This is a genomic window from Planomicrobium soli (genome assembly GCF_003014655.1).
GTDB classification, from domain to species: domain Bacteria; phylum Bacillota; class Bacilli; order Bacillales_A; family Planococcaceae; genus Planococcus; species Planococcus soli_B.
Genome location: NZ_PYAT01000002.1, coordinates 43,510 through 57,422, shown reverse-complemented (window position 1 = coordinate 57,422; position 13,913 = coordinate 43,510). Strand labels below are relative to the sequence as shown.

The 13,913-nt window shown below is 43.8% G+C and carries 14 protein-coding genes; 13 read left to right on the top strand and 1 reads right to left on the bottom strand.

The genetic code is table 11. The annotated features are described in order from the left end of the window. Nucleotides 1-135 precede the first annotated feature (135 nt). Entirely contained in the window at nt 136-1,260 is a 1,125-nt protein-coding gene (locus B0H99_RS02540) for an amidohydrolase (RefSeq protein WP_106532069.1), read from the bottom strand. Between the two features lie 184 nt (nt 1,261-1,444). Here B0H99_RS02540 and B0H99_RS02535 point away from each other — a divergent pair, with 184 nt between their 5' ends. The 13 genes from B0H99_RS02535 to B0H99_RS02470 all read left to right on the top strand — a co-directional run bounded on the left by B0H99_RS02535 (nt 1,445) and on the right by B0H99_RS02470 (nt 13,886). Continuing rightward, nucleotides 1,445-1,894 carry an Lrp/AsnC family transcriptional regulator gene (locus tag B0H99_RS02535; protein WP_106532068.1) on the top strand — a complete coding sequence of 150 codons (450 nt, stop codon included), beginning with the start codon at nt 1,445-1,447 and terminating at the stop codon, nt 1,892-1,894. A gap of 83 nt (nt 1,895-1,977) precedes the next feature. Then, nucleotides 1,978-2,826, top strand: a complete 849-nt coding sequence (locus B0H99_RS02530; protein WP_106532067.1) for a M55 family metallopeptidase — start codon at nt 1,978-1,980, stop codon at nt 2,824-2,826. A gap of 34 nt (nt 2,827-2,860) precedes the next feature. Then, a complete protein-coding gene (locus tag B0H99_RS02525; RefSeq protein WP_106532066.1) occupies nt 2,861-3,787 on the top strand; it encodes an ABC transporter permease in 927 nt (308 codons plus the stop codon). 3 nt (nt 3,788-3,790) lie between these two features. Then, nucleotides 3,791-4,732, top strand: a complete 942-nt coding sequence (locus B0H99_RS02520) for an ABC transporter permease (protein WP_106532065.1) — start codon at nt 3,791-3,793, stop codon at nt 4,730-4,732. 12 nt (nt 4,733-4,744) lie between these two features. Further along, complete coding sequence (locus B0H99_RS02515) at nt 4,745-5,785, top strand: ABC transporter ATP-binding protein (protein ID WP_106532064.1); 1,041 nt, start codon at nt 4,745-4,747, stop codon at nt 5,783-5,785. Next, entirely contained in the window at nt 5,785-6,771 is a 987-nt protein-coding gene (locus tag B0H99_RS02510) for an ABC transporter ATP-binding protein (RefSeq protein ID WP_106532063.1), read from the top strand. The genes B0H99_RS02515 and B0H99_RS02510 overlap by 1 nt, the downstream gene beginning before the upstream one ends. Nucleotides 6,772-6,796: 25 nt before the next feature. Further along, complete coding sequence (locus B0H99_RS02505) at nt 6,797-8,431, top strand: peptide ABC transporter substrate-binding protein (RefSeq protein ID WP_106532062.1); 1,635 nt, start codon at nt 6,797-6,799, stop codon at nt 8,429-8,431. Between the two features lie 115 nt (nt 8,432-8,546). Continuing rightward, a complete protein-coding gene (locus B0H99_RS02500; RefSeq protein ID WP_106532061.1) occupies nt 8,547-8,924 on the top strand; it encodes a DUF3899 domain-containing protein in 378 nt (125 codons plus the stop codon). Nucleotides 8,925-8,972: 48 nt separating this feature from the next. Beyond that, complete coding sequence (locus B0H99_RS02495; RefSeq protein ID WP_106532060.1) at nt 8,973-10,760, top strand: alpha/beta fold hydrolase; 1,788 nt, start codon at nt 8,973-8,975, stop codon at nt 10,758-10,760. Between the two features lie 89 nt (nt 10,761-10,849). Continuing rightward, nucleotides 10,850-11,611 carry a gamma-glutamyl-gamma-aminobutyrate hydrolase family protein gene (locus tag B0H99_RS02490; RefSeq protein ID WP_106532059.1) on the top strand — a complete coding sequence of 254 codons (762 nt, stop codon included), beginning with the start codon at nt 10,850-10,852 and terminating at the stop codon, nt 11,609-11,611. Between the two features lie 129 nt (nt 11,612-11,740). Continuing rightward, nucleotides 11,741-12,973, top strand: coding sequence for a cysteine desulfurase-like protein (locus B0H99_RS02480; protein WP_106532057.1), 1,233 nt, complete (start codon nt 11,741-11,743; stop codon nt 12,971-12,973). 9 nt (nt 12,974-12,982) lie between these two features. Then, nucleotides 12,983-13,213, top strand: a complete 231-nt coding sequence (locus B0H99_RS02475) for a hypothetical protein (RefSeq protein ID WP_106532056.1) — start codon at nt 12,983-12,985, stop codon at nt 13,211-13,213. A gap of 229 nt (nt 13,214-13,442) precedes the next feature. Next, complete coding sequence (locus B0H99_RS02470) at nt 13,443-13,886, top strand: HEAT repeat domain-containing protein (protein WP_106532055.1); 444 nt, start codon at nt 13,443-13,445, stop codon at nt 13,884-13,886. The last annotated feature ends 27 nt before the right edge of the window (nt 13,887-13,913 follow it).

Genomic DNA, 13,913 nt, shown 5'->3' with positions numbered 1-13,913 from the left:
GAATCTAAAAAATTAGGGATGGAAAAATCTCTTTTTTAAAAGACATTAAGCAATCAAATACGACGAACTTATAAGTAATAGAATATACTAAATAAAAAAGCAGCCTCTTATTTAGAGGCTGCTTTTTTGTTAGTTTTAGTTGACCATTGCACCGTTGATATAGACACTTTCGGCCCGGCTTGAAAGTTCGAATGGATTGCCGCTCCAAATGACAAAGTCCGCATCTTTCGATGGTTCAATTGAACCAACTCGCTCTTCTACGCCGAGATGCTTGGCGGCATTAGAAGTCAAAGCAGTAAGTGCTTGTTGCTCGGTAACTCCATGGTTGATTGCATGGATGGCACTTGTGACTAAATATTCAATGCCGACTACAGGGTGGTCGGTCGTCAACGAACAAGGGACACCTGCGTCTATCAGTGTTTTAATCGTCGTCCAATTTTTGTCTTTCAGCTCTACTTTTGAGCGGGTTGATAATGTTGGTCCAACTGAAACGCGCACATCATGTTGCGAGATATAGTCAGCAATATGGTGGCCTTCGGTGCAATGTTCAATCGTAACATTAATGTCAAACTCGCGCTTGATGCGAAGAACAGTAAGGATATCATCTGCCCGGTGGGCATGGACACGCAGTGGTATTTCTTTATTAAGCACTTTAGCTAAGTTCTCCATATCCAGCTTCCGTTCTTTTTTCTCTCCGTCTATGTAGTTTTGTGCTTCAATTAACTTTTCACGTATCAATGCTGCAACGCCCATCCGGGTTACCGGCATTCTTCCTCTATCACCGTGATATTTTTTAGGGTTCTCTCCAGTAGCCGCTTTCATGCCGGAAGGGGATCGTAAAATCATTTCATCTACAATATGGCCGGCTGTTTTCAAAACAAGCATTTCTCCACCAATGACATTTGCACTTCCAGGCATGACTTGTACTGTAGTGACGCCAGCACGGCGGGCATCTTCAAAACCTGGTTCCATTGGATTAATGCCATCAATTGCACGGATTTGAGGTGTGATAGCAGAACTTGTCTCGTTAAAATCGGCGCCTTCTTTGCCGACCCCTTCTTCTGAAATGCCTAAATGCGTATGGACATCAATCAGTCCAGGAGTAACGATTTTTCCGGAAGCATCAATGATTTGATAGTTCTCTGGAATATTTCCTGCAGGTTCAATCGCTTGAAACTTTCCGTCTTTCACGTAGATAACATGGTCGTCCAGCACTTCGCCAATGCCGTTAAAAATTTTGGCATTTGAAATCGCTAACATAAAAAAACCTCCAGATTTAATAAAAAAAAGGATTGATTTATAAAAATACATATTATAAACTAAGCATTAATATTCCTTTTTTAGATAATAGAATATATTTAGAATATTGTAAAGCGTTACTAAAACAGAAAAAAAGACCAGAATCCGGTAGTACAGAAGCATCAAGGAAGAAAGAAGGTGTTTCATGATTTACGAACTTGATGAACTTGATCACGGAATCATCAAACGGTTATCAGAAGACGGACGTGTATCATTCGCCGAATTGTCGAAGTGCCTGCATGTCACAGAAAAAACAATTCGCTTGCGTTATAAAAACTTGATCGATAAAGAAATTCTAAATGTAGTGGGAATTGTAAATCCTATTGCGGTGGGTCTAAAAGCCGGTGCCATTATCCAGATGAAGGTGAAGTCCCGGTCTCTGCAAACTGCTATTGAAGAATTGAAGAAAATTCCGCCCATCCGCTATATTACGGTGACTTCTGGGGAGTTTCCGCTTTTGGTTCAAATCACTGTAAAAGACCAAGAAAAGATTACGGAAGTTTTATATGCCATAGATGAAATAGAAGCGGTGACGGATGTAAATACTATCATCCAATTGGATGTGCACAAAAATACATTTGAATACATACATTAAAATCCGCCCTAAAAAATCAGAATATTCAGTAGTGTAAATTTTTTTTACAATCGAAAATCAAAAGCAAAGGATGTAATGAGACGATGAAGTTTTTCATTTCAGCAGATATGGAAGGAATATCCGGAGTAGCTACTAATCAGCAATTAAAAACACCATCTGAATATCAACGCTTTAGAAAATTAATGACGGCAGATGTGAATGCCGCAATTGAAGGGGCATTTAATGGAGGGGCAGAAGAGATTGTAGTAGCGGACGGCCACGGCAATATGTCCAATATTATTATCGAAGAACTTGATAAACGGGCTCGGCTGGTTTCCGGAAACAATCGGGTGATGTGCCAGCTTGAAGGATTGGACGAAACTTTCGATGGAATTTTGTTTGTCGGCCATCATGGACGGGAAGGCGGATCAGATGTTGCGGTCATCAGCCATACCTTAGCTGGGATCTGTGTTAATGAGATGAAAATTAACGGGCAGATAGTAGGTGAAACCGAGATGAATACATATGTAGCAGGAGCTTTTGGGGTTCCGCCTTTATTTATCAGCGGAGACGATGCCTATGTCCAGGAAGTCCAGGAAACGTTGCCGAATGTTGAAGCAGCCATAACCAAACGTGCAGTTGACCGGTTTGCGGCTGAATTGATCCATCCAGAAGCAGCGCAGGCTATTATCCGCAAAAAAGCGGAAAGCGCAGTGAAAAATGCTAAAAACCAGCAAGTGATAGCGTTGGACGGGCCGATTACGTTTGAAATTCAGTTTAAAGGGTCGCAGCAAGCTAAAATGACGACAACCATTCCAAGCGTCGAACTGATTGGACCAAAATCAATCCGTTTCACATGCGATGACATGATTACTGCCTATAAACATATGTGGGGTTGCGTGATTATTGCAATGACTGCCACTAACGGCGTGCTGGGCAGTGTAAATGCTTGACCACTAAACCAACTTAGATTGAGGTGTTGAAGGGATGTATATTGTAAAGCGATTTATAACAATGCTTGTTACCATCTGGGTAATTGCGTCGTTAACGTTCTTGATCATGAAACTGATTCCGGGCGATCCATTCGCCTCAGACGCAGATGTTCTTCCGGAAGAAGTGGTGGAGAACATGCGAGCGAAATATAATCTGGATGAGCCTATCCCTGTCCAATATGTGCTGTATTTGAAAAACTTAGCAATGCTGGATTTGGGGCCATCGATTCAATCAGAAACAAGAACGGTGAATGATCTGTTAGCAGCGGGATTTCCTGCTTCTGCGACGCTAGGAATTCAAGCAATTATCGTAGCATTGATTTTTGGATTACTTCTTGGAATTATTGCAGCTTTAAACCATAACAAGTTTCTTGATTATGCGTCGATGGTTTTTGCGATAGTCGGCATCTCAGTACCAAGTTTTATCCTTGCGCCATTGCTAATCAACTTTTTCGCAGTGAAGTGGGGCATTCTGCCAGTTGCTTCTTGGGGATCATTTCAACATTCAGTCCTGCCAACTTTAGCGCTTGCGGTTACTCCACTTGCAGTTGTAGCAAGGTTCATGAGGTCAAGCATGCTTGAAGTCATGAATCAAAACTACATTAAAACCGCCGATGCAAAAGGGTTGTCTTCTTTCAAAATTGTCGTGAGCCATGGTATCCGAAATGCCATCTTGCCAGTTGTATCATTTATCGGTCCACTTTTTGTCGCATTAATCACAGGTACATTTGTCATTGAAAAAATATTTGCAATTCCAGGAATTGGAAAATATTTTGTGGATAGCATATTTAATCGGGATTATCCGGTCATTATGGGTACAACAGTGTTCTTCAGCACCATTTTGGTTGTCACGTTGTTCTTGATCGATATTTCTTATCGATTTATTGACCCGAGAATCAAACTGACGAGTAAGGGGGATTGACGGGTGGTAAAAACAGCGAACGATCAATTGTTTCGGCCACTAGATCCGGCCAAACAGCAGACAGATGTTATTGAACGTCCGAGCTTAGGCATATGGAAAGAAACATTTTTAAGTGTCATAAAAAATAAACTTGCAGTTTTAGGACTTGTTTTATTGCTGGCAATCATCTTTTTAGCTTTATTGGGGCCAGCAATGGTGCCTTATAGCGCTTCTCAACAAAGCCTGACCAATACCAATCAGCCGCCTTCCGCTGAGCATTGGTTTGGCACAGATGATTTAGGCAGGGATATGTGGAGCCGGACTTGGCAAGGTGCACGTGTTTCCTTGACAATCGGTTTTGTCGCCGCATTCGTCGATTTGATACTTGGTGTAATTGTCGGCGGGGTGTCTGGTTATATGGCCGGCCGAGGCAAATTAGGGGATCGTGTCGATAATGTTTTGATGCGAATTGTCGAAGTCCTATACGGAATCCCTTATCTTTTAGTAGTTATTCTTTTGATGGTCATTATGGAACCAGGAATTACAACCATCATCATTGCATTGTCCATCACCGGTTGGGTAGGGATGGCGAGAATCATTCGAGGCCAAATACTGCAGTTGAAATCGCAGGAGTATGTATTGGCTGCAGAGAAACTTGGAACCTCGCACCCGAAAATCATCACGCGCCATTTACTGCCGAATACAATGGGCATTATTATTATCAATTTAACATTCACCATTCCAACCGCGATTTTCGCAGAAGCTTTCTTAAGTTTCTTAGGCCTTGGGGTACAGGCGCCTTTTGCAAGTTGGGGAACGATGACAAATGATGCACTTGGCGTCATTTTAAGCGGGCAATGGTGGAGATTATTTTTCCCGGCATTCATGATTGCGATGACAATGTTTGCATTTAACGCATTTGGTGACGGGATACAGGATGCTCTTGATCCGCGAGCCCGCAAGTAGGAGGTAAAAACGATGAGTCGGTTATTGGATGTAAACAATTTAAAAGTGAATTTCAAAACATACGGCGGCGAAGTGAAAGCTGTCCGCGACGTTTCCTTCCATGTGGATAAAGGAGAAGTTGTCGCCATCGTCGGTGAGAGCGGAAGCGGGAAAAGTGTGACTGTCCAGACCATTATGGGCTTGATTCCAATGCCGCCTGGCATTATCAAAGGCGGTAGCATCAAGTTTCAAGGAAAAGAAATATTAGGGGTTTCAAAAAGGGAATTGCGCAAAGTGAAAGGATCTAAGATCGGAATGATTTTCCAGGATCCAATGACTTCTTTAAATCCCACAATGATTGTCGGCAAGCAAATTGCTGAAGGCGTCATTGCTCATCAGAAACTGTCGAAAAAAGAAGCAAAAATCAAAGCAATTGAAATGCTGAAACTGGTTGGGATACCGAATGCAGAAGAGCGCTACAATCAATACCCTCATGAATTCAGCGGCGGGATGCGTCAGCGCGCGATGATCGCCATCGCGCTTGCGTGCAACCCGGAATTGCTGATTGCAGATGAGCCGACCACCGCACTCGATGTAACCATCCAGGCGCAGGTGCTGGAATTGATGAAAGACATTCAGAAAAAAACAGATACGGCCATTATCTTGATTACCCATGATTTGGGTGTTGTAGCTGAAACCGCTCAGCGGGTGATTGTCATGTACGGCGGGATGATGGTTGAAAGCGGAACGGTTTACGAGTTGTTTGAAAATCCGCGGCATCCCTATACTTGGGGGCTGTTGAACTCCATTCCGGATGTGGAGGGACCGGAGAAAAAGAAACTGATTCCAATTGAAGGGTCTCCGCCAGATCTTTTCTCACCGCCGAAAGGCTGTCCATTCGCCCCTCGCTGTAAATTTGCCATGGATATTTGCGTTGAGGAAATGCCTGGGAATTTTGAAATCGGAGAAGGCCACCTTGCTAAGTGCTGGTTGAACGATTCCCGTGCCCCGAAAGTAGAGCAGGTCTTTGCACGAGAAGAAGAAAAAGCCATTGCAGCAGGGAGTGAAAAGTAATGGTTGAAAGAATCGAAGAAACTGGAAAAGCCCATACAACAGAAAATCTTGTCGAAATCCATTCCTTAAAGAAATACTTCAATATCAAAAAGGACGTTACAGTCAAATCAGTAGATGACATCTCTATCTCTATCAGAAAAGGCGAAACATTCGGATTGGTGGGCGAAAGCGGAAGCGGCAAGTCTACATTAGGAAAGACCGTAGTAGGGCTGCAAGCGCCGACTTCCGGAGAAATTATCTATAATGGGCAAAACGTCTTACAGCTCGATAAAGAGACCCAACGGAACGTCAATAAAGAAATGCAAATTATTTTCCAAGACCCGCATGCATCGCTCAACCCAAGAATGCGGGTGGGGGACATCATTGCAGAAGGAATCGATGCTTACAAACTTTTCAAAGGGAAAGATCGGACAAACCGGATTTATGAATTATTGGCACAGGTTGGCCTACGCCCTGAACATGCCAAACGGTTTCCGCACGAATTCAGCGGCGGGCAGCGGCAGCGAATCGGAATTGCCCGGGCGTTGGCAGTCGAGCCGAAATTCATTGTGGCCGATGAACCGATCTCTGCACTCGATGTATCCATACAAGCCCAAGTCATCAATTTGATGGAAGAACTGAAAGAGTCCGAAGGGTTGACGTACCTTTTTATCGCCCATGACCTTGGTATGGTGAAACATATCAGTGACCGGATCGGCGTCATGTATCTGGGCAAAATGATGGAACTCAGCAATAGCGATGATATGTTCAGAAATCCGTTGCATCCATATACACAGGCATTACTATCGGCCATTCCAAAAGCAAATCCGCGAGCTGTTAAAAGAGAGCGCATCGTTCTTCAGGGAGATCCACCGAGTCCGACAGCTCCTCCTAGCGGGTGCCGTTTCCGGACGAGATGCCCGCATGCTATGGAAATTTGTGCATTACAAGAACCACAATGGAAAGAAGTAGAAGACGAGCATTGGGTTGCTTGTCATTTATACTAATAAATTACAGTAAGGGGAGAACAAAATGAAAAAATGGTTATTGCCAATGAGTGTGTTGCTTGCAACATCCACAGCGCTAGCTGGTTGTTATGGCGGAGGTGGAGGTGGAGAAACTTCCACATCGAGTGAAGGAGGCCCAAGCACAGACATCAAACAAGAAATGGTAGTCAATGCTTTATCTGAGCCGCCTGCAATCGATCCGGCACTTGCAACAGATACAACATCCGGTTGGGTGTTGGATCACATTTTTGAAGGATTGTATACACGTGATAAAGATGGTAATCCGGTTTTAGGGGCGGCATCTGATGTTTCGGTATCTGAAGACGGCAAAACGTATACCTTTAAATTGCGTGAAGACGCAAAATGGTCAGACGGTTCTCAAGTAACAGCGGGAGATTTTGAATATGCGTGGAAACGCGTATTGAATCCGGAAACAGGAAGCGCATTCGCTTTTTACTTCTACTATATCAAAGGCGCTGAAGCTTATAACAAAGGCGAAGGCAATGTGGAAGATGTAGGGATCAAAGCGGTAGATGATACAACGTTTGAAGTGGAATTGAATGCTCCACTAGGCTACTTTGATAGTCTTTTGACGCTATGGACATTCTACCCGGTTCAGCAAAAAACTGTTGAAGAAAATAAAAACTGGGCGGCAGAAGCGGATACTTTTGTAAGTAACGGACCGTTCGAAATGACAGAATGGAAACACGACAGCAACGTAGTCATCGAGAAAAACGACGATTACTATGCTAAAGATGAAGTGAAGATGGAAAAAGTTACGTTTGAATTAGTAAACGAAGCTTCAACTTATTATCAGATGTTTAAAACAGGCGAATTGGATTTGGTCATGACGTTGCCGACTGATGTTATCGCGACTGAAAAAGAAAACCCGGAATATATGGAAGTTCCTTATTACGGAACGTATATGTACATGTTTAATGTTGAAAAAGAGCCATTTACAAATGCGAAAGTCCGTAAAGCCTTTGCGATGGCTGTAGATCGCCAAGCATTGGTGGACAACGTGACACAAGCAGGAGAAACTCCAGCTTATGCAATGGTACCGACTGGAGCCGAAACAGCTGAAGGCGACTTCCGCGAAGCGGGCGGCAACTACTTTGAAGAGAATACAGAAGAAGCAAAAAAACTTCTTGCAGAAGGTATGGCTGAAGAAGGCTGGGATGAACTTCCACAGGTAACATTGATGTACAACACATTAGAAAGTAATAAAAAAATGGCAGAGGCTGTACAAGAGATGCTATCTGCTAACTTGGATGTTCAAGTTAAATTGGCAAACCAAGAGTGGGGAACTTATTTGGAAACAACTAAGCAAGGAAACTTCCAAATGGCACGGATGGGATGGATCGGAATCTTTGTCGATCCTGTTGTAAACTTGGATTACTACCTTGGCGATAGCCCAAATAACCGTACAGGCTGGGTTAATGAAGAATTTGATTCAACTATGGCAGCCGCTAAAGTAGAGCAGGATGCGGACAAGCGATTCGAAATGCTGCATAAAGCGGAAGAAATTCTGATGACAGATATGCCGTTCATGCCAGTTTACTTCTACAAAAACACGTATATGGTATCTCAAGATTACGAAAACATCGCTTATTACGTGAACCGCTATCCATTCTTGAAATGGGCAGAGAAAACCAAATAAACAAGAATTCCTGATGGGAATTAAGGGTGAACCGGCAGTGTCCCGTCTCCAGCCAACCGATTTAACGGATGGCTGTGAAGATTGGGCACTGCTGTATTTTTTATGAGGTGAGAAGATGAAAAGATTTATCGTATTGAATAGCTGTCTAATAGCCATATGGGTTGCCTGTAAAATGGTATTGGACTGGTCGCTCGTCGATTGGATCAATTACGCCTTTCTGTTCGGCTTAAGTGCCGCTATTATTACGGCATGCATTAAAATTTGGCAAACAAAGTTTTTGGATTTGTTCGTGAGCGGTTTCCAGCAAATGGGTCCTTTTTTCATGCCTATGGCCAAATCCAGATCGCTTGAACGTACAAATCAGCAGCTGGCTGAAGATGAAGGCTTGCAGCGCTTCAAGCACTCCATAGCTACAGGGCTCTTGCTGTTCATGTCGAGTTTATCTACTTCCTCCATACTTATATCACTAATTGGACTACTCGTTTTATATTAAAATGAGTAGTCTTTTAAGATAAAAAAGAATTTGAAAGGTGATTGAAACATGGCAACTTCTGCTAAACAACAATTGTTTGCGTATTTGAATGTTACGGGGGCTTCTCAGCCAAGTGCATTACCAGGGCGGCAAGAATTCACGTTTTTATCCAAAAAGACCGGCCTTCCTCAAGTATGGAAATGGAGCGGCACCGGTTCTATCGAGCAAATAATCGATTTGCCTGACCGGGTGTTGGAGGTCCACCATTCGCCTTCCGGCAAAAAAACCATTGTCGGCATGGACCATAAAGGTAATGAAAAACAGCAATTGTATATATTAAATGAAAACAATAGCGTGGCTGACGAACTTGTTATTTCCCCGGAACACTTCCACCAGTTTGGAGGATGGTCACCTGATGAACAGAAAATTGCTTATTCAAGCAATCGACGCCATCCCGGTTTTTTTGATGTGTACATATTGGATCTTGAAAAACGGGAAGAGCAAGTTGTATTTCAGGTGGATGGAAATTGCACGCCAGCTGGTTGGACAAAAGACGGAAAAAAGTTAATCTTAAACATGCCGGACACCAACATTGATCAATCTTATTACCTATTTGATATAACTTCAAAAGCGGTAACAAAAATCGGAAAAGAAAATACGCTGGCTAGGCATAATTCAATTCAATTGGAAGTCAGCGGAGAAGGCGGCTTTTTAGTTTCGGACATCGGCCGTGAAACATTGGGCATCCAGCAGTTTGCATTCAGTAAACCAGCCGAACTGAAGGAATTTTTGGCTATAGAGAATTGGGATATTGAAGAAGTTAAACTCTCTCCGGAGAATTCTAAGCTCGCCTATACGGTTAACGAAGGAGGGATATCCCAACTGGGCATTTGTGAATTGAAGGGGGGCGGTAACTTTATAATAGAGAAGATGCCAAAAGGTGTTTTTGAATCAGTCTCTTGGTTGAACGAAGATGAATTGGTGATAGGCATTAAAAGTGCAGTGCATCCAGGGGACATCTGGAAAGTATCATTAGCTGGCAGAACAGTAGAGCGGCTGACATTTGTCGGGGAAGCCGAAGATGTTGAGCATTTGTGGATGCAGCCTGAACTGTGCCACTTTTCTTCATTTGATGGCTTGAAAGTCCCTTATTTCTTATATGGCAAGAAAGAGCATGCCCAACCGGTAGTCATTTATGTTCATGGTGGGCCGGAGTACCAAATCAAAGCTGAATTCAATCCAGTCATCCAGTTTTTAGCAGCCAACGGTTTTGCGGTAGCTGCACCGAATGTTAGGGGCAGTATGGGGTATGGCCGGACCTATGTAAAATTGGATGACGTCCGGAAGCGAATGGATTCAGTGGCGGATTTGAAAGAACTTGCAGATGACTTGGTTGTGAACCATGGCGTCGACCGTGCAAGAATCGGGATAATGGGGCGCAGTTACGGAGGATTTATGGTACTGGCTGCATTGACCCACTATCCGGAAGTCTGGGCAGCAGGAGTGGATATTGTCGGCATCTCTCACTTTAAATCCTTTTTGGAAAATACGGGCTCATGGCGCCGTGCCCTTCGCGAATTTGAATACGGTTCCCTGAAAGAGGATATAGACTTTTTCGAAGAAATTGCACCACTGAACCATACGGCCAATATTACGGCTCCGCTGCTGGTGTTCCACGGAAGAAATGATACCCGCGTGCCAGTGAGTGAAGCGGAACAGTTGACGGCAGACTTGAAGCGGCAAGGCAAACAAGTCGACTTGGTCATTTTTGAAGATGAAGGCCACCAAACTGAAAAAATTGAAAATCATATTTATATGAATACGCGGATTATTGAGTTTATGCAGAAGTTCTTATAAACGCATGGCCTTGTTATCTTGTGCTTTCTATAATTTAAGCTGAAAACCTACAAAAGGCTGAAAATTTCGCCTGGAACAGGAGGGGAAATATGAAACCATTAATCGGAATATGCGCCAATTACTCGACTGACAGCGCCCCAGGCATCGTGAGCGGATTAGGGGCAATGGGTCAGGAATGGCAGTTGCTGTCGGCTGACTATGTTACTTCCATTGAACGGGCAGGGGGAATTCCGGTTATCTTACCGGTGACAGAAAATGTCGAGACAGCAGAATTGATGCTCAGTAAATTGGATGGCATTTTATTTAGCGGCGGTTCTGACGTTGACTCGCAATTATACGGGGAATATCCAAGTTACGAATTAGGTCCAATCGAACCGAAACGTGATTTGCACGAAATTTCATTGGCTAAAAAAGCGCTGTTCCAAAGCAATATACCGGTCCTGGGAATTTGCCGGGGAATGCAGCTGATGAACGTCGCGGCGGAAGGTTCACTTTTCCAGGACTTGAAGAAGCAACAGCCGGATTGTTTTAATCATTCGGTTGTGGGAGCGCCGATGCATCATCCGGTACATGATGTTGCCATAGATTATGATTCGAAGCTTCGTGAAATCTATCAATCGGATACGCTAGCGGTAAATAGCTTTCATCATCAAGCAGTAAGAGAACTGGGCATCGACTTTGTGGCGAACGCTTTTTCGCCGGATGGCTTGATCGAAGGCATGGAATGGAAAGGTGACCGTTTTGTTTGTGCTGTCCAATGGCATCCTGAAATGATGATAGATAAAGTGCCGGAAGTGATGCCATTATTTACCGCATTCGTCAAAGAATGCGCAAAGGCCCATATGGTTTAACTCCGACAGTGGGAATCGGCAAAATTCCTTGGATTATTGAAAAGCTTCTGTCTTCTATCTATAATGACAATGATAAAGATTTAATTTCCACATATATTTTCCATTCCATAGATAAAAGGAGCCAATTTGATGAAAACAGCAAAAACGGCATTTCCGATCAGTGAAGTACGAGAACAGTTCCCTGCCTTGCAGCGAACGTACAAAGGAAAAAGTGTGGCATATTTTGACGGTCCTGGGGGTTCACAAGTCGTAAAATCCGCTATTCAAGCCATTGCGGAATATATGGAGAATGGCGGAGCAAATCTGCATGGCTGTTTTCCGTCCAGTTGGGAAACAGAAGCAATAATCGAGGAAGCGAAACTTGCCGTCTCCGATTTTCTGGGCGTACAAATGAATGAAGTGGCATTCGGTGCGAATATGACAACATTAACGCTCGCCATATCGCGGGCTCTCGGGAAAGAATGGGGAGCAGGCGATGAAATTGTGGTAACCGAGATGGACCACCGTGCCAATGTTGATCCGTGGCTTTTGATGGCTGAAGATCGAGGTTTGAAAGTCAGATGGATCAAAGTAAACACTGAAACTCTGACGCTTGATTTATCAGATCTGGATAGAGTCATCAATGAAAACACGCGCTTGGTTGCAATTGGAATGGCTTCCAATGCGGTCGGAACCATTGTGGACTTTGAACCGATTGTGAAACGGGCGAAAGAGGTCGGAGCTTTGGTTGCTGCCGATGCTGTCCATGCGGCGCCCCATATTGCGATTGACCGGGACCGGCAAGGAATCGACATCCTGTTATGCTCCGCCTATAAATTTTTTGGACCGCACATCGGCATTGCAGCTATCAAGGAAGAACTTTTCAAAGAACTTGAACCTTATAAGTTAGTGCCTGCGCCGAGCTATTATCCGGATAACTTAGAGACAGGTACACAAAACCATGAAGGAATTGCGGGTATTGCACCAGCAATCGAATTTTTCGCGAGCTTCGGGGAAGGTTCAACAAGAAGAGAACGCATCCAGTCAGGCATCGAGCGAATCGAACTGCATGAAAACAGTTTGGCCACCCGGTTGCGGGAAGGGTTGAAGGAAATTGATGGGGTTAAGTTGTTTGAAGCGGAAGATGCTGTTCCAAAGACGCCGACCATCGCTTTCCAAGTGGCCGGTGTGGCACCGGAGGAAGTCTGCAAAATTATGGCGGAAGAACACAGTATCTTTATCGCCTCGGGCCATTTCTATGCTTCGACATTGGCAGAGCGTCTCGACATAAACAAAAGCGGCGGCTGGATCCGTGCAGGGTTAGCTCCATATAACACAGAAGAAGAAGTAGACCGGCTCGTACAAGCGGTCGCCGCTTTATAAGAGCGCCTTATGGAGAACGTTAAAATTCATCCGTTGATCCTTTTGGCTCTAGGAATAAGCGCTCTTTCCATCGGTATACGCGCGTACGAAAACTATGCAATCGGCAACGAGAAAGCCGGAATTGCACTTGGCGTTCTCTGCGTCTTCTTCACCGTCCTCGCCGCCTATGGATGGTTGAGAAACAGAAGGATCGAACGGATCAACAGAAGAATCAAAAAAGGGCAAAAGCTGATTCGTTAGCTTTTGCCCTTTTTGCTTAGCTTTATTCGGCCGGCTGTGTGAAACCAATTAGGCTTGAACAATCTGGCACTTTGGAATAAAGATCCAAAATAAAATTGGTTCAGCAATTTTATAATTCTGCTTAAGCCCATTTTCATCCCGATGGTGGTACAATACAAAGAGCGAATTCCGTGAACGGAATAGATCGATTCATTTTCCGAAAAGGAATTTGAAAAAGGAGAAGAAAATTTTGGCTCAACAAAACAAGAAAAACAACTTACCACCGAACTACGACGATTTAAAAAAGGCTGCCAATCGTACAGCCAACTGGAAAGAGCGCCTGGCTGCGGTCGAGGAACTTGGAAAATGGAAAAGCGAGCAGACAATTGATATTTTGACACACCGCATGGAACATGATCCTGTGTATCAAGTTCAAGAAGCCGCTTATGATGCATTGAAAAATTTTGGCGAGAATGTGCATATGCCAGAACGCAAAACGCGTGATTTGATAAAAGACACTTCAAAAGTCTTGCTGCGAATCAAAAAGAGTTTACCGGCCGACCATACTTATGAAGAATTTAAAACGAAGCTGCAAAAAACGCGCGTTGATATTTATGATACGTATAAAGGCGATAAAGGTGCTGACTTTGACCAATGGTTGGAAGATCAATGGAAGTCTATGCCAAGCAAATAAAGGAAAGCCGACAACGGTCCAGAAATG